The organism is Brumimicrobium sp. (assembly GCA_023957385.1).
Lineage (GTDB): Bacteria > Bacteroidota > Bacteroidia > Flavobacteriales_D > Crocinitomicaceae > Brumimicrobium.
This window is the reverse complement of the sequence record JAMLGZ010000001.1, coordinates 425,084-451,362: the sequence shown is the minus strand read 5'-3', so window position 1 is coordinate 451,362 and position 26,279 is coordinate 425,084. Positions and strand designations below refer to the sequence as shown.

Annotated in this window: 18 protein-coding genes; 9 read left to right on the top strand and 9 right to left on the bottom strand. The window is 34.1% G+C overall.

Annotated features, from left to right (window positions below; all coding sequences use genetic code 11):
* Positions 1-45: 45 nt before the first annotated feature.
* The 4 genes from M9897_01995 to M9897_01980 form a co-directional block, all read right to left on the bottom strand.
* Entirely contained in the window at positions 46-735 is a 690-nt protein-coding gene (locus M9897_01995) for a response regulator transcription factor (GenBank protein MCO5267649.1), read from the bottom strand.
* On the bottom strand, positions 732-2,354 hold the full coding sequence (locus M9897_01990; GenBank protein MCO5267648.1) for a HAMP domain-containing histidine kinase: 1,623 nt from the start codon (positions 2,352-2,354) through the stop codon (positions 732-734). Before M9897_01990 ends, M9897_01995 begins: the two co-directional genes overlap by 4 nt.
* A 94-nt stretch (positions 2,355-2,448) precedes the next feature.
* Positions 2,449-4,014, bottom strand: coding sequence for a T9SS type A sorting domain-containing protein (locus tag M9897_01985; protein MCO5267647.1), 1,566 nt, complete (start codon positions 4,012-4,014; stop codon positions 2,449-2,451).
* A 93-nt stretch (positions 4,015-4,107) separates the two neighbouring features.
* Positions 4,108-5,037: an SPASM domain-containing protein gene (locus tag M9897_01980; GenBank protein ID MCO5267646.1), complete on the bottom strand. Its 930-nt coding sequence runs from the start codon at positions 5,035-5,037 to the stop codon at positions 4,108-4,110.
* A 471-nt stretch (positions 5,038-5,508) separates the two neighbouring features.
* Here M9897_01980 and M9897_01975 point away from each other — a divergent pair, with 471 nt between their 5' ends.
* From M9897_01975 to M9897_01950, 6 genes are all read left to right on the top strand, one after another.
* Entirely contained in the window at positions 5,509-6,033 is a 525-nt protein-coding gene (locus tag M9897_01975) for a hypothetical protein (GenBank protein ID MCO5267645.1), read from the top strand.
* A 139-nt stretch (positions 6,034-6,172) separates the two neighbouring features.
* Positions 6,173-7,111 carry a hypothetical protein gene (locus M9897_01970; GenBank protein MCO5267644.1) on the top strand — a complete coding sequence of 313 codons (939 nt, stop codon included), beginning with the start codon at positions 6,173-6,175 and terminating at the stop codon, positions 7,109-7,111.
* Between the two features lie 272 nt (positions 7,112-7,383).
* Positions 7,384-13,353 carry a hypothetical protein gene (locus tag M9897_01965; GenBank protein ID MCO5267643.1) on the top strand — a complete coding sequence of 1,990 codons (5,970 nt, stop codon included), beginning with the start codon at positions 7,384-7,386 and terminating at the stop codon, positions 13,351-13,353.
* A 192-nt stretch (positions 13,354-13,545) separates the two neighbouring features.
* Entirely contained in the window at positions 13,546-14,526 is a 981-nt protein-coding gene (locus tag M9897_01960; GenBank protein MCO5267642.1) for a hypothetical protein, read from the top strand.
* A gap of 408 nt (positions 14,527-14,934) precedes the next feature.
* Positions 14,935-15,351 carry a T9SS type A sorting domain-containing protein gene (locus M9897_01955; protein ID MCO5267641.1) on the top strand — a complete coding sequence of 139 codons (417 nt, stop codon included), beginning with the start codon at positions 14,935-14,937 and terminating at the stop codon, positions 15,349-15,351.
* A gap of 401 nt (positions 15,352-15,752) precedes the next feature.
* Positions 15,753-16,688, top strand: coding sequence for a putative sulfate exporter family transporter (locus M9897_01950; protein MCO5267640.1), 936 nt, complete (start codon positions 15,753-15,755; stop codon positions 16,686-16,688).
* Positions 16,689-16,699: 11 nt separating this feature from the next.
* On the opposite strand, the gene M9897_01945 is transcribed toward M9897_01950, so the two are convergent.
* From M9897_01945 to M9897_01930, 4 genes are all read right to left on the bottom strand, one after another.
* Positions 16,700-17,380 (bottom strand): metal-dependent hydrolase, encoded by a 681-nt coding sequence (locus M9897_01945; GenBank protein MCO5267639.1) that lies wholly within the window; start codon positions 17,378-17,380, stop codon positions 16,700-16,702.
* Positions 17,381-17,590: 210 nt separating this feature from the next.
* Positions 17,591-18,361: a LuxR C-terminal-related transcriptional regulator gene (locus M9897_01940; protein MCO5267638.1), complete on the bottom strand. Its 771-nt coding sequence runs from the start codon at positions 18,359-18,361 to the stop codon at positions 17,591-17,593.
* 393 nt (positions 18,362-18,754) lie between these two features.
* The gene (locus M9897_01935; GenBank protein ID MCO5267637.1) at positions 18,755-21,175 is read right to left on the bottom strand and encodes a DUF5686 family protein; all 2,421 of its coding nucleotides are present in this window, start codon (positions 21,173-21,175) and stop codon (positions 18,755-18,757) included.
* Complete coding sequence (locus tag M9897_01930) at positions 21,175-22,263, bottom strand: peptidylprolyl isomerase (GenBank protein MCO5267636.1); 1,089 nt, start codon at positions 22,261-22,263, stop codon at positions 21,175-21,177. The genes M9897_01935 and M9897_01930 overlap by 1 nt, the downstream gene beginning before the upstream one ends.
* Positions 22,264-22,408: 145 nt before the next feature.
* Here M9897_01930 and M9897_01925 point away from each other — a divergent pair, with 145 nt between their 5' ends.
* Positions 22,409-23,338: a pirin family protein gene (locus tag M9897_01925; protein ID MCO5267635.1), complete on the top strand. Its 930-nt coding sequence runs from the start codon at positions 22,409-22,411 to the stop codon at positions 23,336-23,338.
* A gap of 3 nt (positions 23,339-23,341) precedes the next feature.
* Here the strand turns inward: M9897_01925 and M9897_01920 are convergent, their stop codons facing one another.
* Complete coding sequence (locus M9897_01920) at positions 23,342-24,454, bottom strand: hypothetical protein (protein MCO5267634.1); 1,113 nt, start codon at positions 24,452-24,454, stop codon at positions 23,342-23,344.
* Positions 24,455-24,565: 111 nt separating this feature from the next.
* Here M9897_01920 and M9897_01915 point away from each other — a divergent pair, with 111 nt between their 5' ends.
* Together M9897_01915 and M9897_01910 are read left to right on the top strand one after the other, a co-directional pair.
* Positions 24,566-25,465: a hypothetical protein gene (locus M9897_01915; protein ID MCO5267633.1), complete on the top strand. Its 900-nt coding sequence runs from the start codon at positions 24,566-24,568 to the stop codon at positions 25,463-25,465.
* Between the two features lie 26 nt (positions 25,466-25,491).
* Positions 25,492-26,241 carry a hypothetical protein gene (locus M9897_01910; GenBank protein MCO5267632.1) on the top strand — a complete coding sequence of 250 codons (750 nt, stop codon included), beginning with the start codon at positions 25,492-25,494 and terminating at the stop codon, positions 26,239-26,241.
* Positions 26,242-26,279 lie beyond the last annotated feature (38 nt).

The following is a 26,279-nucleotide window of genomic DNA, read 5'->3' as shown; positions in this document are numbered from 1 at the left end:
CCATATTATAAACGAATAATGTGCCAAAAATAAAAGTGCTTGATTTTACTGGTCTATCAGCTTAAATCCTTTACCATGAACATTGATAATCTGGATATTTTCATCATCCTTTAACATCTTACGAAGTTTGGCAATATATACATCCATACTTCGACCATTAAAGTAACTATCATCACCCCAAATGGCTCTAAGAGCTGCATTTCTATCTAGAATCTGATTCTTATTTTTTACCAATAATTTAAGCAACTGGCTTTCTTTGGTAGTAAGACTAGTTTCTTCTGCACCATTTCTAATAATACGTCGCTGTGTATCAAATTCAAAAGTACCAATGGTATAATTATCATCTACGCTGTTTTCGTTAGAATAGGTTCTTTTGAGAATAGCTTCCACACGAGCAACCAATTCTTCCATACTGAAAGGTTTGGTCATATAATCATCTGCACCGATAGAGAATCCTTCCAATTTATCTTCTTTCAATGATTTGGCTGTAAGAAAAAGAATAGGAATCTTTGAATCCAGTTCTCTAATTTCTTTTGCTACTGTAAATCCATCCATAATAGGCATCATTACATCTAAAATCAAGAATTGATAAGTATTCTGATGGAATTTTTCGAGTGCTTCCTTCCCATCTTTTGCTAAATCTACATCATAATTTTTTGCCATTAGGTAGGAGGAAAGTAAAGAACCTAAGTTTTTATCATCCTCAGCCAACAACAATTTTCTTTTCTCATTCATTTTTTTTCAACGTTTCTAATTATTACTTCAAAAGTAGTTCCCTCTCCATATTTACTATAAGCATGTATATCCCACTCACTTTTTTCTACAATTGTTTTCACATAATTTAAACCTAATCCATACCCTTTCACATTGTGCACGTTACCAGTTGGAACTCTATATAGTTTATCAAATATTTTATCTATGTGTTCATGTTTTATACCAATACCTTTATCTATAACGGAAAATTTATAGTCTCCGTTTGATAATTTTTGTGTTTTTACAAGGATATCAATTGTTTCTTTGGAATATTTAATAGCATTATCAATCAGGTTTGCAATGATATTACTCGTATGCACAGCATCCCCCATAAACGGAAGCATTCCCGGTTCTAATTCCATCTTGAGTGTGCCATTCGAGATTCTCATTTTTGCTTTTGTTACGCCATTAGAAACGATTTCATTTAATTCTAATTGTGTTTTCTTTAAATTAAATTTTCCGCGGTCTAAAATTGCGCTACGTAGAATTTGATCAACCAAACCCTGTAAACGTTTATTCTCTTCCTCAATCATCGTAATAAAAGGAGATACACTCGACATGTCTCCTTTATTCATATCGCCATCTTTCATTGCTTCACAGGCAAGTGATATTGTACTAATTGGAGTTTTAAATTCATGTGTCATATTGGAGATAAGATCATTCTTAGCTTCAGCTAACTTACGTTCTTCAATAACAGCACGAAATAATACATAGAAAGACAGTACAATCAAAATCACCAAAAGAAAACTAACGGTGAGTGCTGGCCATATTTCATGAAATAGTACAAAATTTCGTTGGGGAAAGTACACGTATAACATTAGTTCCTCGTCAAATACATTTCCAGGGAATAATTTAATTCTTTCTGCTTTCTCCTTAATTATCTTTAGATTATATTTATCGGTATAGGAAGGGAACTCTACTGCTTCATTATTTTCGTCATAGATTACATAACTGTATTTCGTATCCAACTCTTCTTCCTCAAAGGTTTGGGCAACAATAGAGTCAAGAAAAGCAAGATTAATCCTATCATTCGCAGTAACCTGATTAAAATCGTGAAAGACAGAAATCATTATATCGTTGATATATTTTGATTTCTTAAATAAGCTATTCATTACCCTACGGTCTAATTGATATGCAATATTGCTCGAATCAGCTGAAGAAGTTATTCCTCCTTTCCGAATATAACTAGCCATTTCACTAATATCTCTAACTAATACACTGTGATTGGCAGACAAATGGCTAATGGAATCATAGGTTTCACCTGTGATTTGTAAATATTTTACTCTTCTTCCATCTTCATAAATAAAAGTGTCTCTTATAGAAACGGATTCTTTTACAGGCAATAGGTTTTGGAACTCTTGTTTCAAGGCTTGTTTGTATTGTCCTCTAAAATCTTTTCCAAAGAAGGCACTGTAACGTTGTAAGTCTGAAGCTTTCTCATGTCGGATAGCAATTTTGCCTAAGATGTTGTTGATATGTGTATTAAACTCCTCAGATTTTTTATCATATAACTGAAAAACCTGATACAATTGTAATGAAACCAAAACTAGTAAGGCAACACTCGTAAGAAATACAATATGCTTTATTCGAAATATTCTCATGTATAATAATCTAAATTACAAGTATTGAAAGCAAAAAAATAGGGATTAACCTTTTTTAACAAAGCTAATCCCTATAAAGAATGTATATAATTTACTACTGAATAATCAATTTTTCAAAAGAAGCCTTTCCATTTGAATCGGTAAGTATCACATTGTACATACCACTTCTCAAAGTCGTAACATCTAGGGAAATATTACTTGCTGCCTGAATATTTTCTTGCATTACAATTCTACCAGATAAATCAACCACATAAATTACACCTTGATTCACTACTTCAGAAAATTGAATGTTCACCATAGCATCAGTTGGGTTAGGATACATAGTAAATGTATTTATATTTTCTTCTGCCAACCCAGTGTAATCCAAAAATACATAATCAGAAGTAGAATAACATCCATGATTATCAACTGCTGTAACGGTATAATTTCCAGTTTCATGAGGATTAATTTCAGTACCTCTGTACTTAAATACTCTTACTCCATCTGTATTCCAATGGTAAACATATCCTAAATCATCCGTGCTAATACTAGTTGGTGCATTAGAATCATCAATAATAGGAGCAGCAGGATTCGCATATACTTTTATTGTAGCAGTAGCACCTTTGTCCTCCACATATTTATTAATATTATAAGTAAAACTAAGTCCACCAGCATTTCCAGTTTGAGTAACAGCTCCCACTGAACTTACGCTTGGTAAATAGATTGGTACAGGATAATCATTTTCTGCATTATCTACACAATTATCATCTGCTGTACCCCACCAGTTATCAGAGTCATCATCCAAAACATTTATCTTGTATGGAGGATTATTCATCAATAGATTCATATTAAATGTGATAGGTAAATCTGCATCTGTTGGGGTAGATTCAGTACTATATACCTTATTATTACTACCATCTAAAATCTCAATATAAATATCTGGATTTCCAAAACCTACTGCATCTGAACAAGCAACACTGTTTAGTACAACTTTCTTTAAATAAAAACCAACTGTATCAATCGTTTGATTATAAATAACGGTATAGTTTCCAGGAGCTAAATACTGCTGAGTTGGAGGAGTTGCACTACTTGAAGTATTCCCATTACCAAAATCCCAAGAATGTGTTATACCTGCTGTTTGCCCCGGTATAGCTGGAATATTTAATGGATTTAAAATTGTAAAATTAACAGTAGCTGTTTCACACCCTTGTGAAGGGGTATAGCTAAACAACGGATTCAGTCCTGATGACATACCTGTTGGTTCATTAATATCCAATCCTACTTGAAAGGAATACTCCATGACATTTCCATCAGATAGCTCAGCGTGGGAAATTACATTTACAGTATAAGTTCCATTTTGAGCAGGCGTACCATATACGCGTACACAAGTAAAAGGATCTTGTTGCGGGTTCACTTCACAACCATTTGATTCATCTAGACAATACCATGATAATCCTAAAGGCAATTCAATGGAAGTTAACCTAAAAGAAGTGAAATCTACACCATTGGTATCGGCTGGAAAAACGAGTGTTAGATCTTGTCCATAGGATTGTCCGACAAAACCATTCGGCAATGTTCCAGGATAAGTACCCGGAGCGTTATTACCATAATCAATAGTACAAACCTGAGAAAATAAAAATCCTGCAGAAAGGATCATAAATAAGGTAGAAAATAGTCTCATAAGCATATTTAATATTTAATTTTAAATATAAAGATAAGGTAAATAATTCTAACTACAGCATGTAGCTAATAAATTTAGATATTTCAAATTAATTTACATCCACACTTTCCCTCCCTCAGAACAATTCTTACAAATATCAATATTTGCTCTATCTGTAAAAACGAGCCTTCTAAAGTTTTGATAAGCACGATGTTGCCATAATTTTTTAAAAGGAGTCTTGGACACATCACCTAACACATGTTTGGCATCTTTATCAAAACAGCAAGGCACCACCTTTCCGTCCCAAGTTAGCACTGTTGAAGACCACATACGCCAACACTCATTATTTAGGGGATTCTTAATTTTATAGGTACCATCTTTCATGCGTTTATAACGTGCGTACTTTTCATTTTTAGGCATGAGTGGATTACCATGCCCATAGTCATAAAATTGCGCTGTTTTTAACCTCACTTCATCGATACCCATTTCTTTACCGAGTTTGAACACATCATCTACTTGATGTTCATTAGCCCCAACAACCAAGAATTGAAAAATAAGATGTGGCGTATAGCTTTTTAGCTTGTGCTTTGCTTCAACCATATTTTTAGCTCCCTCCAAAACTTTACTCAACGTTCCATTTCTACGGTATTGTTCATAAATACCTTGGGTTACTCCATCAATAGAAATAATTAGGCGGTCCAAACCCGAAGTCACAATTTCTGTTGCTTTCTGGGGGGTAATAAAATGTGCATTGGTAGAAGTAGCTGTATATATTTTATGCTTCTTAGCCGCTTTAATCAACTCTAAAAACTGGGGATGTAAGAATGGTTCACCTTGAAAATAATAATTGATATAAAATAATTGCTTTCCCAATTCATCTAACATTCTCTCATGTAATTCTAAAGACAATTTCCCCGTGGGGCGTGTAAATTGTTTTAATCCGCTTGGACATTCTGGGCAAGCTAAATTACAAGCCGTTGTAGGCTCAATGCTTGCAGCGTATGGTAAACCAATAGCATTCGTCTTCTTAAAATGTTTAGCCAAAAAGTAGGAGTAATACAACAGACCAAGATTTCGGAATCTATGAAAGTTTAACTTAGAAATGATATTGAGATTATCTCGCCACATGAAAGGCAAAGATAGACTTAGTAGTTTAAACTCTATCTCTAAATAGTGACAAAATAATTGTTTATTTATTTTGAAACCTTAATTCATACTTTTAAGGAAAGGGCGTTACCACCCCGAGAACTACTTATAAATAGGGTTGCTGCGATTTATAAGATTTTTTATATTGCAATGGCTTAATTTTATAAATTTGTCCTAATATATGAATTATTTTATTTTAGATAGTTTAATAACACTATTAACATGAGTTGGGATATGTCGATACTTTACCATTCAAAAAAACAACTCTGCTTTACCTTCTTTTGCCTTCTTATTACACTATATTCAAATGGGCAATATCAGCATCTATTACATAAATCTTATGCCGAGAATATACATAACTTACAAAATATGTATACAAATCTAATTGCCATAAAAGATACCTCTAAGATTAATCAAAATATTAATAAAATAAAACAATTTGCTAAATCTAATAATGATAAATCCTTAGAATTAGAAATAAATCTATTCTCAATTTATTATACTATCGAATATAGAGATAAGTGCTCAAGTGACTGTGTTTCATCTTTAATCAAAATCATAAATGAAGCTAATACATATCAATTAAAACCAATAAGAATTAGAGCAATTCGTGTATTGGCTGACTACTATTGGTCAAAAATAAGAAATTATGAGTTAGCATTTGAGCAATATATCTTATTAGGTAAGGAAATCGGAACAATATCTTATACGGATTATCCCGAAAAACATAGAGATTTAAATATGATAGGACAATCTTATTATGTTTTTAGAGATTATAAACAAGCCGAATATTACTTAAACCGGATACTTGAATTACCTGAAGATGATTCAAATATCATGTTCATGAATGCAGCACGCAATACCTTAGGATTGTGTTACCAAAAAACAAGGTAATTATGCCAAATCAAATAACTATTTTTATCAAATCCTACGTACTCCATACCAGAAATCATTAAATGAATGGGAACATATCGCTAAGGGAAATTTAGGGGCAAATTTTTATCTTCAACAAAAATATGATAGTGCTGTACCTTTGCTGGAATTTGATTTAGAACAGTCAAAACAGATACATGATTATGGTACGGCTGCTGGGGCTGGCATTCTTCTAAGCGACATATTCTTAATCAAAAGAAATGCTGAAATTGCTAATATACATTTAAACGAATCCCGAAAGTTTATTACCTTATCTAAACAATCCGAACGTCTAACTGAGTGGTTTCCAATTATGAGTAAATGGCAAGCACAATTTGGAGATAGAGAATTAGCATCAATTTATATAGACTCAACAACTTTTGCAATCAATCACAAACAAGATGAATTTAATGTAATTCAGTTATTAAAAGCACAACAAAAAATTGACAGGCACAATCAATTACTGAAAGAGACCCAGTTTGGACTTCAAAATCAGAAACGAATCAATCAACTTTATTTATTAATAATAATCATCATTTTACTTACTATATTTATTTTACTTCGGCATCTGATTAATAAGAGAAAGAAACAACAAATCATTATTGAGAAATTAAGAATAGAAAATGATTTAAAAGAAGCACAATTTAAAATCAATCAGTTTATCATAAGAATTGAGGATCAAATAGCTATTAATGAGAAATTACAAAATCAATTTAAAAATTTTCAATCTTACGAACAAAACGATAATCATCCCTCTCAAGAAACTATTTCCAATTTGAAATCTACTAAAATACTAACGGATGACGACTGGATCTCATTTAAATATAGCTTTGAAAAGATTTATCCGAATTTTATTACAAAACTAAAGGATAAATTCCCCACTATTACTGAAGCTGAGTGTCGCTATCTTATGCTGAGTCTATTAAATTTATCACACAAGGAAATGGCTTACACATTAGGTATCTCTAATAGCGCAATTCGAGTAACATGGAATAGAGTGCGAAAGAAAATGAATGGCAATATCGATGATACTCCACAATCATTAATCGATAAGATTTAGCTAATCCTTGCCTATTTAGAATTGTAAAGTTGGAATCGACATTCAATTTTAACGAATTAGTAGGTTAACTTATTCAAGGATTTATTAGTTCTTTTAAATGCGAAATGGATAATTTCAATATTTATTTGTTATTTATAAAATATTGTTTAGCAATATATTACATTATTAAATTCGTTATATAATATTTTTGTTACGCTTTTGTTACGCCTGATTGAGACAAGAAAATATTCGCTGCATCTACATTTGTTCTGAATTTAAAAAAACAAAACTGTATGATGAAAAGATTGAATAAGCATGTCTTGTTGAGCAAATTGATAAAGACATGGATTGTCGTGTTATTTTGTTCTTCAGCAATAGCACAAACGCCTGACGCAAATGGCATCTTTTATGTAAAACCTACGCCTTCGGGAGATGGTTCGGGAAATAGTTGGGCAAATGCAACCAATGATATTTCCGGAATTATGTTCTATGCAGGCTCAGGAAACAAAGTTTTCATGTCGGTTGGTACATATAATGCACCTATGACCGGATTTACGATGAGAAATAATGTAGAAATGTATGGCGGATTTGATCCAGATAATGGAATTGTGAATTTATCACAAAATAGAATTTTACCTACTTCAACAACAGAAGGAACAGTTTGGAGCGGACAAGGAACACATAGAGTCATTAATAATGATTTCAATCTTATTCCTGCTTTAACAACCTCAGCTATTTTAGATGGAGTTACGATTAAAAACGGGCTTACAAATTCGGGTAATAACGGTGCTGGGATTTACAACAGGAATGCGTCTCCAACTTTCAGAAACATAGTGATTCGTAACAATAATGCCAATGGAAGTGCAGGAGGAGCAGTGTATAACGACAATGCTTCACCTGAATTTTTTGATGTACTTCTCTTAAATAATTCGTGTGCCGCTAATCAAGGTACTTTCCACAATGTGAATACAAGTGCGCCGATTTTAACCAATGTAGTTTTTAAAGGAAATGCCAACTATCTTATGTATAGTAATAATTCTTCTCCAACACTCATTAATTCTTTGATGGTCGAAAACACTTCTGCTACAAGTGCTGTTTATTCGATAGGTGGTGGTATAACTCATTTATACAATGTAACTATATTAAACATTAATACATTAACAAGTGCCTTAATACCTGCAGTTACAGTAGATATGAGTGGTAACATAAATGTACGAAACTCTATTCTTTATGATGGTTCACAACCTAATCCAGGTTCTCCGAATGTTCAGTACAGTCTGCAATATGGCAATTTAACAACAGTTCCTCCAACAGCTGTATTTGTAGATTATGCAAATAGTAATTATGCTTTGCGTTACAACTCTCCTGCTATCAATACAGGAAGTAATACAGAATATCCTGGACTAACTGCTAACACGAAAGATCTTGCAGGTAATCCTCGCGTTTTCCAATTTAACAATGGAGGAACTATTGACTGTGGTGCATACGAATTTTGTATTCTTCCAGATGGTAACGGGATTACGTATGTTAAACCAACATCAACCGGGACAGGTACGGGAGATAGTTGGGCAAACGCTACTGCCAACTTACAAGGAGCAATAGATGCCCCAAATGGAACAAAAGTATTTGTTGCCATAGGTAATTTTAATGCACCGTTCCCAGGTAGTTTCGTTATGCGTAACAATCTAGAAATTTACGGTGGTTTTGACCCTGACAATGGAATCACTTCGCTTATTCACAATCGAATTTTGCCTTCTGCTACCGTAAATAGATCCGTATTAAACGGACAAAATCAAATTTCGGTGATTCGCAATGAATATACTTCTGGTAACCCCATGTATGCGACAGCCATTTTAGATGGTTTTACAGTAGCTAATGGAAATCGTTCCATTGTAGGCTATGGAGGTGGAATTTCCTTAGAATATGCTTCCCCAACACTTCGCAATATTGTTATTAGAGAGAATACAGCAACCAATGGTGGTGGTGGAATGGGTTTAACTAACTCCTCCCCTGTAATGACAAATATTCAATTTCTTTCAAATACAACGAATGACGGTGGAGGTGGAATGTTGGTTAAGAATAATTCGAATCCATCCATCACAAATGTTATCTTTAAAGGAAACACGGCAACAAATACAAATTTTGGTTCTGCTCTTGCAACCTTAAATGGCTGCTCGCCGACACTGACGAATGCTTTGTTTTATGCTACAGCAAATGCTACATTATACACAATTTCTGCAACTAATAATGGTGGTGGCACGGGTATTACTACACTTAATAATGTTTCTGTTTTCACTCCGAGTAGTGCCCCTGCAGGTTGTGTCCCTGCCATTAAATCGATTGATGGTGCAACAGTAAAAGTGAATAATTCCATCATTTACGGGTTAATCTCTAACTCAACAGGAGGTACAACAACCCAACAATTTTCACAATTATATGCCAACACCACATCCGTTTCTCCTTCCACAATGTTTACAGACCCAAGTAATGGCGATTTAACACTTAAAGTTGGTGCTCCAGCCATTGATGCGGGAAGCAATGCTTTGTTCCCCGGGCTCTCTGCATCTTCTACCGACTTAGCAGGCAATGCTCGTGTGCACCTATTTGGAAATGGTGGAATCATCGACTTAGGACCTTATGAAAGCAATTTCCTTCAAGCTAATGCTAATGGTGTTATCTATGTAAAACCAACCGCCACCGGAAATGGAAACGGAGACAGTTGGGCAAATGCCACCAGCGACTTACAAGGTGCGATAGATGCAAATGGAACGCAAAAAGTATTTGTAGCTACCGGAAATTACATCGCACCAACTACAGGTTTTAGAATGAAGAATAATGTTGAAATCTATGGTGGTTTCCAACCTATAAATGGAAATGAAGATTTATCCAGTCCTCGTTATTTTGGAACCATCTTAAATGGTAACAATGCAAACAGAGTGGTGAACAACGATTTCTTAAATACAACGGCACTTAATAATACTGCCATCTTAGATAATGTTTCTATTTACCAAGGTAAAGTAACAGATGAAATGGGGGCTGGAATGTTCAACCAAAACGCTTCGCCAACATTAATTAATGTCTCTTTTACCGGAAACAATGCAGAAGGTACAACAGGTGCAGGTGGAGCAATGGCCAATGTTAACAATTCTTCTCCATCCATCACAGGAGGTTTAACCACCGTGAATACAGCAACATATCGTGGTGGAGCTATCTACAATGAAGCAGGAAGTAACCCAACATTTAATACAATTACTTTCTACAACAATTCTTGTACAAACGGCTCTACGCTTTATAGCAACGGCTCTTCAACCACAATTACCAATGCTAAAATCTATGGCAATTTCGGAACGAATCTTCTTCAATTAGCAGGTTCATCCGACCAAATTACGTTGAACAATGTAACCGTAGCAAACAATACACAAATAAATGTGGGCGCACCTGTTAATGTTTTTGCTTTAACAAGTGGATCAACCGGTACAATAAATAATTCCATTGTTTTTGGAGCAATGACCGGCTCTGGCTCATTTACTTCTTTCTATTCGTTTATTGAAGGAAACATCACCACTACGAATGGAAACATTAATACAACAGGTTATTCCATTAATAACATCTTTAACAATGCTTCCGCTGGAAATTATACACTCAAAGGAACATCTCCTACTGTAAATGCTGGTAGCAATTCATTATTTCCAGGATTAAATGGCAATTCAAAAGATTTGGAAGGTAATCCGAGAGTTATTGGTTCAAGCATTGATATGGGAGCAATAGAATTTGTATTTACACCAAGTGTATCGAATATTGCCTATGTAAAGACTAATCCTACTGGTTTAGGAAATGGTTCTTCTTGGGCAAATGCCATGGCAGATTTACAAGGTGCTATTGATGCTCCAGGAACTCAGCAAGTATTTGTTGCTATTGGAAATTATGATGTTCCATCTCCTAACAGTTTCGTCATGAAGGATGGAGTTGAAATATACGGTGGTTTTGATCCAGATAATGGGATTACAGAATTAACCCATAATCGAATCCTGCCAGGGATTGGAGGGCAAGGATCTGTATTAGACGGTAAAAACGAGCGACCTATCATATGGAACTTTAACAACGGTGTAACCAATTCTGCAAAATTGGATGGATTTACATTGACAAATGCTACTGGACCTAGTAATAGAGGTTGTATTTTCAACTTTAATGCTTCTCCAACATTGACAAATTTACTCATTAAAGAAAATGCAATTACTGGAATCTACGGTACAAATTCCTCTTCTCTACTAACCAATGTTAGCATCACAAACAATACAGGTGAAGGTGTTCATTTTGACGGTATCGGAAATGCTGTATTAAGTAACGTTACTATTGCAGAAAACACAAGCAATGCGCTTTATGCTTCCAATACTGATGCACAAGCAGATTTTTCTGTGCTTGTAAAGAATAGTATTATCTTTGGTACTGTCGTTAATCCACTATCTCAGGCCTCTGCTCAATATTCTCTTATTGAAAACGATGCTATTCCAAACAATATTTCCGCTAATGGAGCCAGTGCAACAGATATTTTCACCGATATAACCAGTGGAGATTTTACACTTAAAGGTACTTCTCCTGCTGTAAATACTGGAAGCAATGTATTATTTGTAGGATTGAATACAAATAGCAAAGATCTTGCAGGAAATGCTCGATTAAATGGAACAGCTATTGATTTAGGAGCGTATGAGTTTTTCATTACGCATGACCAAAACGGAATTTCGTATGTAAAAACGGTAGCAACAGGAAAAGGCGATGGTTCTTCATGGGCGAATGCAACGGAAAATTTACAAGAGGCGATTAATGCAACAGGAACACAAAAAGTGTTTGTGGCAATCGGCAATTACGATGTACCTTCACCGAATAGTTTCGTGATGAAAGATGCTGTGGAAATTTATGGTGGTTTTGATCCAGATAATGGAATTGCAGATTTAACAGATAATCGAATTATGCCAGGAATTGGCGGTCAGGGTTCTATTCTAAATGGAAAAAATGAACGTCCTATCGTATGGAACGTCAACAATGGTGTAAGTGCTTCTGCAAAGTTAGATGGCTTTGAATTGACCAATGCTGCCGGAACTTCCGATCAGGGATGTATCGTGAATAAAAATACTTCTCCAACATTGTCTAATTTATTGATTTCTAATAATTCTGTTTCTGGTATTTATAATGAGAATAATTCCTCCACGATTACCAATGTAGCAATTACCCAAAACACAGGAGTTGGGGCGTATTTTATGGGAGAAGGTAATGCTACAATGACTAATGTAACCATTGCTGGAAACAATTCGGCAATGTATGCCGAGAACGCATACCCATTAGCTAACTTCTCGGTTACAGTAAACAACGGTATTATTTATGGAGGTATAAGCAATCAATTTGACCAACTATCTGCACACTATTCGTTAGTAGAAAACGATGCCCTACCTAATAGCATTTCTGCTATCGGGATTACAGAGAGTCAAGTGTTTACAGATGCTACTAATGGTAATTATACACTAAACGGTACTTCACCAGCTATTGATGCAGGTAGTAATGCGTTATTTACAGGATTAAATACCAATAGTAGAGATTTATCAGGGCACTCCAGACAATATGGAGTAGCTATAGACTTGGGTGCTTATGAAGCTGCTTGTTCTTCTACAATAGGTGTAGATGTACAAACAGCTTGTGCTTCATTTACGTGGATAGATGGCATCACGTATTCTGAGAGTAACACAACGGCAACCTTTACAATCATTGGAGGAGCAACAAGTGGTTGTGATTCAATTGTTACGCTAAATCTTACCATTCCAAATATAGACAAAACAGTTTCCGTAGCCGGAAATGTGCTAACTGCAAATCAAAATGGAGCAACTTATCAATGGATAGATTGTAACAACAATAACGAGCCGATCGCTGGGGCCATCAATCAAGTATTTGAACCAACACAAACCGGTGATTACGCAGTAATCATTACCAAAGGTTCATGTTCCGAACAATCAGATTGCATCCACGTCGAAACACTTGGAATGGACGAAGTAATGACAAACAAATGGAATATTTATCCAAATCCGGTACAGGATAAGTTATTTATCGCATCAGATGTTACTTCAACCATCACTTTGTATGATGTAACAGGAAAAATAATCCTATCCACAATTATTCATTCGGGAGTTGAGACTCTTGATGTCAATTCATTAACTCCGGGTGTATATGTTATAAAATCCAATTTAGGTAATGTTTCAAAATTTGTGAAAAAATAGTAGTAGTGTTTAATCATAACACAATAGTAAAACCATCCTTCGGGATGGTTTTATTTTTTTATCCCGAAAGGATTTTATGTTTATCCCAAATTATGCAGTAGAAACAGGGTTAAAAGATAGTCATCTATTTATTTTTGTTTACAGTAAACTGTTTAGTGTAAACTAATTTGTTATCTTTGTAAAAATAGTTGTATGAAATCAGAGGATAAAATAGTAAAATTTTTGCAAAAAAAGGAGATGAGTACAGTTGAAGAACTGACAAACTTACTGGGTTTTTCTCGTCAATACATTCATAAATTATTGGATAGGCTTATTGAAAAAGGTTTGGTGGAAAAGAATGGTAAAATTCCACACGTTTTTTATCGCATTGCTGATAAAAGGAGTGTTTTTGAATTGCCTAAAATAAGCGTTGAAGATGAGCGGTTTTTGTCGGAACATCTGATACTTGTACAGGCAATTGGAAATTTATTGTGGGGTGTAGAAGCTATGCAGTATTGGTGTGCTATTCAAGGATTGGATTTTAACAAAACCGTAGGAGAATATATCGAAACCCGAAAAAAATACCTTAGTTATTTTAATAAAAGTGGTTTCATCAATGGTTTGCAAAAATTGCAACATACGAAAGGAATCAAAGAGATAGGTGTTGACTATTTGTACTACTTTGATTTTTATGCCATTGAACGTTTCGGAAAAACTCGTCTTGGTACGTTAATGCATTATGCGAAGCAAGGACAAAATAAATCGCTCATGAAGATGATTGTTTCTGAGATTAAATACCGAATGGCAAATTTTATTGATGAACATCAAATAGATGCCATTGTTTATGTTCCTCCTACCATAAAAAGAACTGTTCAGATTATGGATTATTTTGAGAAAAACTTGGGGATAACCTTGCCTCAGATTAAAGTGCAGAAAATCAGGAACAACATTGTTATTCCCCAAAAAGCACTATCTAAGTTGGCTGAACGAATTGAAAACGCAAATAAAACTTTTTATATAGGTTCCGAAAATAAATCATATAATAATGTATTGATTTTTGATGATGCAATAGGAAGTGGCGCCACCATTAATGAAATTGCCTTAAAAATTAAGGCAGCGGGCTTGGCTAAGAAAATTTACGGATTAGCGGTTACGGGAAGCTACAAAGGTTTTGAAGTGATTTCTGAAATTTAGTTTACACTAATTTATTTACTGTAAACTGTTCAACAACTTCACTTCGGCAAAATCATTGCAAGCTCACTCAGTGTGGCGTGTAGTTGTAGGAATGGCGCATTATTTTTCTATAAACGTGTGACATCTTTGGCATCGTGAAGAATTGGTGTTCTATTTCGGGATTAAAAGCCCAATGGGATTTTACATTTACAACAAAGGTTCATTTAACCAACCATGATGCCGAAGATATCATACAACCAAAGATACAGTAGAAGAAACCAAATCATTAGGTGATAGAAAAAATATTCAGAAAGTAACACAACGGCAACCTTTACAATTAGAAATGGGGCAGCAAACGGTTGTGATTCAATTGTTACGCTAAATCTTACCATTCCAAATATAGACAAAACAGTTTCCGTAGCCGGAAATGTGCTAACTGCAAATCAAAATGGAGCAACTTATCAATGGATAGATTGTAACAACAATAACGAGCCGATCGCTGGGGCCATCAATCAAGTATTTGAACCAACACAAACCGGTGATTACGCAGTAATCATTACCGAAGGTTCATGTTCCGAACAATCAGATTGCATCCACGTCGAAACACTTGGAATGGACGAAGTAATGACAAACAAATGGAATATTTATCCAAATCCGGTACAGGATAAGTTATTTATCGCATCAGATGTTACTTCAACCATCACTTTGTATGATGTAACAGGAAAAATAATCCTATCCACAATTATTCATTCGGGAGTTGAGACTCTTGATGTCAAGTCATTAACTCCGGGTGTGTATGTAATAAAATCTGAGTTAGGCAAAGTTTCAAAATTTGTGAAAAAATAGTAGTAGTGTTTAATCATAACACAATAGTAAAACCATCCTTCGGGATGGTTTTATTTTATAGTTTAAATGAACAATCCTCATAAAAAATCACTTGAGTCATACGTAAGAAGAATTGTGAGAGAAGTCACTATTGATGGGCAAAGTTAACTGTTTTGCCCTCTCTCTGTATTATCATCCCAACAGTTAAAGGAGTGACGTGTTCTAATGCAATAATCTACGTTTTATGGTAAATGTATAACGAGTTTTATTTAGTTTTGAACTTTATAATTATATGAATTACAAATTAAAACAAACTAGAGTTATTTCTTTTACCCAAAGTTACAGTCAAGATAAAAAGGTGTTTTTGAGTACTTACAAGTCTTCACCTGAGAAACATATACGTATTATAGAGGTTAATAATCATGATTTTATCCAAGAAAAATAGTATAATCATCCTTTATCTGCTTCTTCTAGTGGCTGCTATTTTGGGAATATTAAACAGTGCCGGTGCTTTAATTTCAGGTTTTTTCGTCACTCTTTTCTTCGGGAATTATTTTGAAGCAATAAAAACAAAATTAATTCAGTGGTCTCTAAAAATTGCTGTAGTCGGTTTAGGGTTTGGAATGTATTTAGAAGAAACGGTTAAAGCAGGAAAAGATGGTTTTGAACTAACCGTTTTTACCATTTTCTCAATACTAATTTTAGGTTATTTACTCACTAAACTTTTAAAATTAGATACAAAGTTAGGATATTTGATTTCTTCCGGAACTTCCATCTGCGGTGGAAGTGCAATTGCTGCGGTATCCTCTGTAATTAAAGCAACTGCTAAGGATATTTCTATAGCTCTTGGAGTGGTATTCTTTTTAAATGCCATTGCTTTATTTTTCTTTCCGCCTATTGGTCATTTCTTTGAATTAAGTCAAAAGCAATTTGGATTATGGGCTGCAGTAGCCATTCACGATACCAGTTCTGTAGTTGGTGCTGCTTTAGATTATGGACAAGAAGCCTTGAGGATAGCCACAACAGTTAAGTTAGCTCGAACTTTATGGATTATTCCTGTATCTCTTTTATCTATGCTTCTTTTTAAGAGTAAAGAAGGGAAAATAAAATTTCCATGGTTTATTCTACTCTTTATTGCAGCAATTTTTATTAATTCATATTTTTCTTTGCCCGAACAATTGACCTCCTCAATCACATTGGTGTCACATAAATTACTGATTGTTACTTTATTATTAATTGGAAGTACACTTTCCGTGAAAGACATTAAAGAAACTGGAATAAAGCCTTTCCTATTAGGAGTTATGCTATGGATATTTGTATCCGTAACTTCGCTATGGATTGTACTAAAAATGTTCTAAAAGTATATGACTTACATTTGAATAGATTCTCCTATATTCAATAAAGTCAATTTCTTACCTTTCTCTGCAAATTTCTGCTTAGAACTATCATGATCAATAGCGATAAGAGGCATTGTATCGTAATGTACTCCCATAATAGAATTGCACTCAATCCATTCCGATGCAACAACTGCCTCTTCAACATCCATAGTAAATACACTTCCCATAGGTAAAATAGCCAAATCTAACTTATCAAACATAGGAATAATCTTCATATCCATAGTTAAAGCAGTATCTCCTGCAATATAGATTGATTTCCCATCTGCTCTTACTATGAAGCCAAGTGGGTTTCCACCGTATGAACCATCAGGAAAGGAAGAAGAATGTATAGCTGTTACCGCTTTCAGTACTCCAAAATCAAAATTCATACTTCCACCTTGGTTCATGGCTATCCCTTCATACTGTTTGTGTGTGTTATACCAAGTAACAATTTCATGATTAGCAATAATTTTTGCTTTGGTTCTATTCACTATACGTTCTACATCGTATATGTGGTCGTAGTGTGCATGTGTCAATAAAATATAATCTGCTTTAAGGTTATCTAAATCAACCAAATTAGCAGCAGGATTGGCAGAAATAAATGGATCAACAATAATGTGTGTGTTACCTATTTCTAACCCTAATGCAGAATGCCCGTAATATGTTATTTTCATAATATAATTAAAGTTTGTTTTTATAAAAATAGTAAAATTAACACATTGTACATTTATAAAAACGAATAAAATCAATAATTTCTCCAATTATGGGTTGTATTGAATTTATAAAGATATAAGAAATAGGAATTATTTACAAAAGAGATTCTAAATGCAAAATGGGTTAAAATTAATCATCCTTAGCATTTGTTAGGTTTTAAATTTAAGCCACTAGAACCAACCTTCTTCTTTTACTTTAATAAATAATTCAATCAAACTATGCGTTTTTGCCTTTTTATGGATGCTCTTTAAATGGGTTCTAACTGTCAAAGGGCTTATGAAAAGCTTATTTGCAATTTCTGTTGTACTATTATTTTGATAAATAAGTCCTAAAATCTCTCTTTCTCTTGGAGTAAACAATAGTTTAGGTAAAATACTCGCATCTTCTATTACATTCTTATAGGATGGTTCACCTTCTAAGCCTATAAAAGATAAAGTCATTCTTGTAGATGGATTAAATGAAGAAATATCTGTATGTATAACTAGATTTCTTATAACTGCACCTTTTTCATCTGTTTGAATAGTAAGAGATTGCTGTAGAATTGAGATATAGCTTCCATCTTTCTTTCTTATTCGATAATTATATTGTGTTTTATAGCTCATTATCTTCTCAGGAGGAAGACTACGTTTGAAATCTACAACCTTTTTCTCAAACTTAAGAAAATTAGGCAGGTCCTGTGGGTGTATGCTGTCTAAAAAGAGCTCAATATCAAATTCATTAGGCTGATAGCCTAATAAAGTCGTTATATTATTAGAGACATATTCAATTGAATGATTCCCCGGAAGAAAGATAAGATAATAAGATTCTCCTATCGCAACAACAGAAAGCATTTTTCTATAAAAGGCAAGTTCTGCCGCTAATTTCTCAGTAGATAAAGGAACTCTATCTTGGGAAATAATACGCCATTCTTTCTTGATATCAATAAAAGATTCTTTCATCATAACATCATTGTGAATTTGCTAACAAACAAGATACATGAAACAAAAATCATATCCATATAAATAGAAAAGTAAAAATGAATTAAATACTAAAGTACATTTTTTTTATGGCAATACAAGAGTTTATTGCGAATTTCAGGTAACTTCCTACTTAATAATCGAACTCAAGTTAATAGAAAACAAGCCGCAAAACCAGAAAATACCCTAGTGAGGGTATTTTTTGTATAAAATGCATGAATTAACTTTGAACACTGAAATAATGTGCTACCATCTGTCATTGTGATTATGATAGAAGCAATAAAGATACTATTCCACCCAATCGCCTTATCATAAAAATCATCCGCTTAGGCGGATGTTTTTATTTTGCACATTATTTTTTCAAATGAACTTCAGTTTTTAATTTCCAAATAAGCTAAAGCGTATTGTAAACTTATAAAAGAAATTGTTCTTTTCGTATATAGAGGCATAAGGTCCATAACGATAAAAGACACCTATTCCAAGTCCTACAAAATTAGATTTTAACAGATTGTCTATCGTTAATCCAGATTCATAAAAGCCTTTATCAGGGGTTTTAAAATCAAAGCCCGTATGATCTGTTCTGTTTTTCATATCTCCCACTCCAGCAGCGCTTTGGATAACAAATAAAGGCTCTGTCCACTTGGTCTTATTCTTAATTGGTAAAAAACTAAACTGCATGAATAAGGAAGTAAACCTATCACTAAAGAATTCAGCAGGCACCATAGTTTGGAAGGTGTTAGGAACAGATAATGTATAATTTCTTCCTGTTCCTTGTAATACCTGACTCAAATTAAGTGGCACGTTTCCTAAAGTCATACCATTTTGGGTGGTTAAACTTAAATTTCCAAAACCACGTATCTTAAAATCTTGTATTATATTTAATTGGAAACGGTAATAATCATAATTAGCTAGTGCTAGTCCTTTGATTCCTTTCGCAAATTCAAAAGTGATTTTTGGCCACTTTGTGCCTAATGAAACACGCTGATCATCTAATATCATCACACGTTCACGGATATTCCAATTAATAACCGTTCCCACTTCAGCAATATCAAATTTATCATTGGTTCCTCCGTTAGTAAACAGCGGATTATATCTGTAATTATCTACAAAACTAAAGCGTTTATAGTTTCCAAAAATTTGTACTCGAATATTTTGTTTGATATAAGCTCCTACACTAATTCCTGCATAACGCTCTCTATCCATCTTATTGAGAAAAAATTCGCGATAGGAATCTACCGATAAAAGGTTAAACGAGTTATCATATAAATCTGTTCCTCCTCGTTCACGTAAATCATCGCTATAATGCAATTTCAATTGTACCAAACGTGATTGCTCAAAAGTGAACGACAAATCTCCACCCCATTTCCACTGTTTATCACGAATTCCATACGCAAAATACCCGCCTACTTGGAAGATACGACTAAGCATCATATTAGTTTCAACACCTAATCCAAAACGAAATCCTTCTTGGTCATTGTAACGAATGATACGGTCGATAGGTAAACTAACCACCTTAATTGGAATCTTACCTGTAGATGCAATTTTGAGAATATTATATAAACGTTGGAAGTTATTCTCTTGAGCTACACTGTCAATTACTTGATATGTTTTCTCTTCTTTTCCTGTGGCGGTATTTCCCCTTACTTCAGCAAGTTTTGTTGAATCAGCCAAGGCTGTAGGTGCTACTTGTACTGAAACGGGATTAAATCCTTTTTTAGAAACACCATCAAATTGCACATCTGAGATATACATAGAACCTCTACCAATACCATCCATGCCATTAATGGAGATAGCATTTCCAAAATTAAATTCAGTACTTATCTTTTCGGGAAACCATTTGAGTCCATTCGTGAATTTATATTCTTGGATAACTTTCACCTCAAACCCTGAGTTATCTTCTTTAGAGGAATAAGGAGAAGCAATAACCTTTTCAATGGCCCAATTTTTAGTATTGATATAAAGATATCCTTTTAAGCCTTCAAAATTCTTTCCTTTTCGCGGACGAAAACTAATGGTATAAGTAGTATCTGAAGTCCCATGATGAAAAATAGTATCTTCCAGAATAAATAAATATCTTCTGAGTCCACCCGGCGCTATCGGGTTTATATATTCACTATTTCCTAAAGTAAAATTATTGTCGTAAAATGAGAATGATTGAAACTGATTCAGGAATGTAGCAAACATGGGTTCTTTAATTCCTGAAACATTGTAGGCAGTAATTACCTCCTTGTCGTAGTTCGGAGGATTAAAAGTACGTGTAGCCCGTGTTTCTGTCAAGAAAATGTATTGTTTATCTAAAAAATTAAGGGCTTTAAGGGTAGATGAATCCGTTATTGTATCTCTATCTACATTCTGCTCTAATTCTCCTGTTAGATATAATTTTGAATAGGAATTATACTCAAAAGAATTGTTTTGAAGTGGATCATTCTCCCGCTGATTATTCATCACCTGCTGGATAATTCGATGAGCAGGATTAACTCCCGGTCTAATTTCCACTTCATCTAATACCTGTGCTTCTGGAGATAAAAAGACTTTACGCATACGCACTAAATCTACACCTCTGATTACCGTATCTTTATACATAAAGAAACGGAATGAATAATTCCTTGAGCTTACAATTTCTAGTTTGATTTTACCATCGATGTCAGCAATACTAGGAGAAGAGACTCCATCAAATACCTTAGTAAAAGAAATAGGATTCTTGGTTTGATTATCCAAAACTTGAATCTCTTTCTCTTGGGCGGAAGCTATTCCTATACCCACAAGAAGAAAGGTTACTAAAATCGAAAAGTACTTCATTATTTTCCTTCTATATTAAGGATTTCAATGCTGAAAATTAAGTCTGCAAATTCTGGTATTACAGGAGGACGACCAGTTGAACCATATCCTAAATAATAAGGAATATATAAATCTATCTTCATTCCTTGATTGCTTAAGCCTACTCCTTCATTGAATCCCGAGATTAATCCCATCACCAAATAATCAAATTCCAATGGCTGATTTCTGTCGTAAGAGGAATCAAATTTACCTCCAAACAACAAGGTTCCATTGTAATGTAAACTAACTTTATCTCCTTGTTTTGGATGTTCTCCTGTTCCTTGTTCACGAATGACATAAACCAAACCAGACTCTGTCTGTACAGCATTAGGCTCTAATGTTTTGACAGTTTTATAGAAATAATCTTTATACTCTTCTGGTGTTTTAGCCTTTGCTTCAGCTAAACGAGCTTCATTCTGTGCCTGTAATTTGATTTGCTCCAGTTTTTCTTTCTCTACTACATCATTAATTTTATCATAAGCTATTTTAAACGTTTCAGAAGCATTATATTTTTTATATACCTTCCCAATACGGATAATTTTTACAGTTTTCATGGTATCTCCTTGCTGAATTGCATCCACAACATCCATTCCTTCTAATACTTTTCCAAAAACAGTATGTTTTCCGTTTAGCCAAGGAGTTTCTACATGTGTAATAAAAAATTGACTACCATTTGTATTGGGTCCAGCATTCGCCATAGATAACACTCCTCTTTCATGAATAACACCATTATCCGCTTCATCATAGAATTTATATCCAGGGTCTCCCCCTCCTGTGGCAGTAGGATCTCCTCCTTGAATCATAAAATCTTTAATTACACGGTGGAAAGTAACTCCATCGTAATACGGTTTGGTGATTTGCTTACCCAACACATTTAAATTCCCTTCTGCCAAGCCAACAAAGTTAGCAACTGTCATGGGAGCTTTGTCATCCAATAGATGAATCAGAATTTGTCCCTTATTCGTATTAATTTCGGCATAAAGTCCTGCAGGTAATTTCTTTGGTTTTTCTTTAGCAAATACTGAACTTACTACTAAAGTAGCCAAAATGAAAGTATATAAAATACGCATAGTTTTAATTTTTAAAGGTTCAAAAATAACATTTTTCGTGTTCAAAGTATGTTTTTAATTTTCAAAAAGTATTCCAATCTAACTAATTATATCTTAAACAAACGTTATATTGCATTGTTTTGTATATTCATTATCAAAAGAAGTTATGCCAGAGATTATTATTCAAGCAAGAGAAGCGTCGATTAGTACAGGATTAGTCGTTCGTAGAATCTTGCCTTTTCGTCAACGCAGGATGGTTGGACCCTTTATCTTTTTGGATCACGCTGGACCTATAGAAATTAATCCTACAACTATTTCAGCAATGGATGTACTTCCACATCCACATATTGGGTTAGCAACTGTCACTTATCTTTTAGGTGGTGAAGTTACGCATAGAGATAGTTTGGGGGTGCAACAAATAATCAAACCAGGAGAAGTCAATTGGATGACAGCAGGTAGCGGTATCTCCCATTCTGAACGTTTTGAACAACAAAATTCATTAGCTGGGAAACACCTAGAAATGTTGCAATCTTGGGTAGCTCTACCTGAAGAAAAAGAAGAAATTACACCTGAATTTGAAAATTACAAGACTGAAGCACTACCAACACATACAGATAAAGGTGTATGGATACGTCTAATTGCAGGAGAAGCATTTGGTCTAAAAAGTAAGGTAAAAACTTATTCTCCTTTATTTTATCTTCATGTACAACTGGAGAAAGGAGCGCAAATTGGTATTCCTGATAACTACTCCGAGCGTGCAATTTATGTGGTAAATGGAAGTATTCAAATAGGACAACAAACCTATCAGCCAGGACAGATGGTAGTATTCTCAAAAGTTGAATCTCCTATTATAACAACTCATGACACTGCAACTTTTATGATGTTAGGAGGAGAACCATTGGGGCATCGCTATATTTATTGGAATTTTGTTTCATCTCGCAAGGACCGTATTGAACAAGCAAAAGCAGATTGGGAGCAGGGAAGAATTATTTTACCACAATTGGATAATGAAGAGTTTGTGCCACTACCTCAAAATTTAGGAAATCTGGCTCATAAAAAGGAAGATGATAACGCTGAACCAGGATTGTTATCATAAAATTTACCAAATAGCAATCTTTTTTATAACCTCATTTCCATAGATAAGAAACCTAAAAAGATAAATTCCTTGCATCAAATCTTCCACGGATTCTACTGATCCAGTAATTTTTCGGATGAATTTTCCGTTTACATCATAAATAAGCCCGGAATCATACGTTCCTACGACATTTATTGTTTTTTCAAATCGATTATAAAACGTTTTAAAATCGGTTTGATGATGATTTTTGAGTCCAACTGATATCGGCTGATAGAACATTTCGAAGAGTTGTGCCACTTGTCCGTTTCCATTCTCACATGTAACCCAATACAAATTAGGTGCTTTATACGTAATTCCTTCGAGTTGTAAAATTGAATTTACTGGCTTAGTAATCAAATTCGTGGATAAAGAAACATTGCCGAATGGATGTGTTGGCAATAATATTCCACCTAACTCTGCCATATAATTCCCACCTGCCCAATAACCAATTAATATAACGGAATTAAAATGAGGATTATACGTTGCATCAGTCACCAAAAAATTCACATTCAATTCCTTCAAAAATGAAATTGTATAATCTCCAGGTGATTTACTTAAACTATAAATCTTCGTCTTTCTATCCAACCAATTTTTTGAAAATATATATAAACTATCACCAATAGACACCATAGCTTCTGCATCAAAATTTGTTTGCATGTTGAGCGGTGTGAAATCAGTTTGGTCCTCATAATCAAATGTTATTATCTGGGCACTCACAGAGTCATTCGTTGTCGATAAATAATCAACAATGGAGACTTTATATACCCTTAAGTCAGTACGACTCCCATCGTTATTACCAAAATCTCCAATATAAATAAAATCATCATCTCGAGTTAATGCTTCCCAGTCGTGATTCGTAGCATTCTCGACTACTATTCTTCGATTGATGGAGCCAGTAATCGTATCGAGTTCATACAATGCATTATCTCCACCTGAATCATTCATCGTGATTAACAGATCTTGCATAAGAATGAGTCCAGAAGATTCTTTTACGGTAGTATTTATAGCAGTAATAGAATCAATCGATTGTGTAAATCCAACAAAGGGAAAGAAAAAAAATGCGAAGTAATATGTAATGGTATTAAGATAGTGTTGCATTTGTTTAGCTCTTATTAATTTAATCTAAAGATAGTCACTTTTAACAACTTAGTTTAATCAGTTATTACTTAATTTACATATCTTAGTATTTTATCTTAAAACACACAACTTATGCGTTTATATATTTTGTTAGGGTTTATTCTTTTTACGACTTTGACTTTTGCTCAAAGCGAAGATCCTAAAGTAGCTAACGAAAAACGGATGGAAGCCCTTACAGAACTCATCCAAGAAGCCTATCTAAAAGAAGATTATAGTCTGGCTGCTAAGCTCAAAAAAGAATTAGATTTAAGAAAAGAAATGGCTGTTGCATTTGAGGATAATAATTATGGATATTTAGCAACATTAAAGAAGAACATTGAAGATTTATATAAAGAACCAAAGGAAGAGAAGTCTGCAGTGGCTGACGCTCAAAAGAATTCTCCGCCAACGCCCATCAAACCCAAAAAGGTTTACCCATATAAAAATTTCGTGAAATATTTCGACTTTGTTCCATTTAGTTACATCTCAACAAGATATATAGATAGTTATAATGATATGATATATCTAGATGGTTATTCTCCTCAACCATACGTACCACAAGAATTTCATTCTGAAGTTGTAGGAGGGGGTTTCCGCATGGGGGGTAGTGTCTTTTTTGGCAAAATGACTCCAGAACGAAAATTCTATGCAGGTTTAGATATACAGTATGTGTCTGCAACAGTAGGATTTAATATGGAAAACATGAATAAAAGTGCTGTTTTATTAGGTATTGGCCAGCTAGGTCCAATTATAAGATATCATTTAACTGAAAATAGTGGAATAGATTTTCGTCTCAATACTGGTATGAGTTTTTTGTTCGCAGATACTAATCATGAGTTTGCTTCTTTTGGTGTACGAAATCGTTTTTCATATTGGATTGGACATTTTTCAATTGGGTGTGAATATCAATTTGCCGGCGGTAACTTGGGAATGAAATCAAACTACAAAAGTCAGGCGCATCAAATTGGATTGAATTGTGGATTCTATTTCTAAGACACAAATAATTAAAAGAAAATAGCATGAAAATTACATTATTTCTAATCACATTAGTGCTCACAAGTGGCTTAATTGCTCAAACTGATAGCCAGTATCTAGGTGAGAGCAATATGGCCATACTCCCATCTCAAGAATTCACAACTCACACTGAAATAGGAGACAACTGGAGTTCATCTCTCCGCAAGAAGAAAGATAAAGAGCCCACAAATAGCAAACGTTTCCTCTTACATGTTGATTTCCTTCCTCTGAACTATGTATATTCTTCTTATTACCAAGATGATTCATATTCTTATTGGGATGAAAATGATAAGTACATTACTGTAGAAAATATAGCGCTCTATAATAAAAATGATTTTGGTCTTGGTTTTCGTCTTGGTGGCTCCTACTATTTTAAAGAAGCAAGTGAAACATCCAAGATTCGTTTGGGATTGGATATGACTTTTTTCTCTATTATGATAGGAGGTTTAGAAACAGATAATTTTGTTCCGCTTATTATACCTAATAAATTCTGGATTAACTTCCCTCAGCCTGGCCTAGTCATTTCACAACATTTTGACCCACATAGCGGAATCGATTATAAATTCAATGCGGGAATAGTAGCTGGACATATCGGGCATAGATTTTATGGCTTAGATGGTGGTTTCACATTGAAATATTGGAATCGAAATTTTGGAGTAGGAATGAACTGGCAATATTCTTCTAATCTTCAAAAAATTGAAGAATACAAAGTCAAATCATTTCAATTAGGTATTAATGTAGGTTTGAGATTCTAGCACAACGGGTGTTATTAATAAATTTACATATCTTTGTA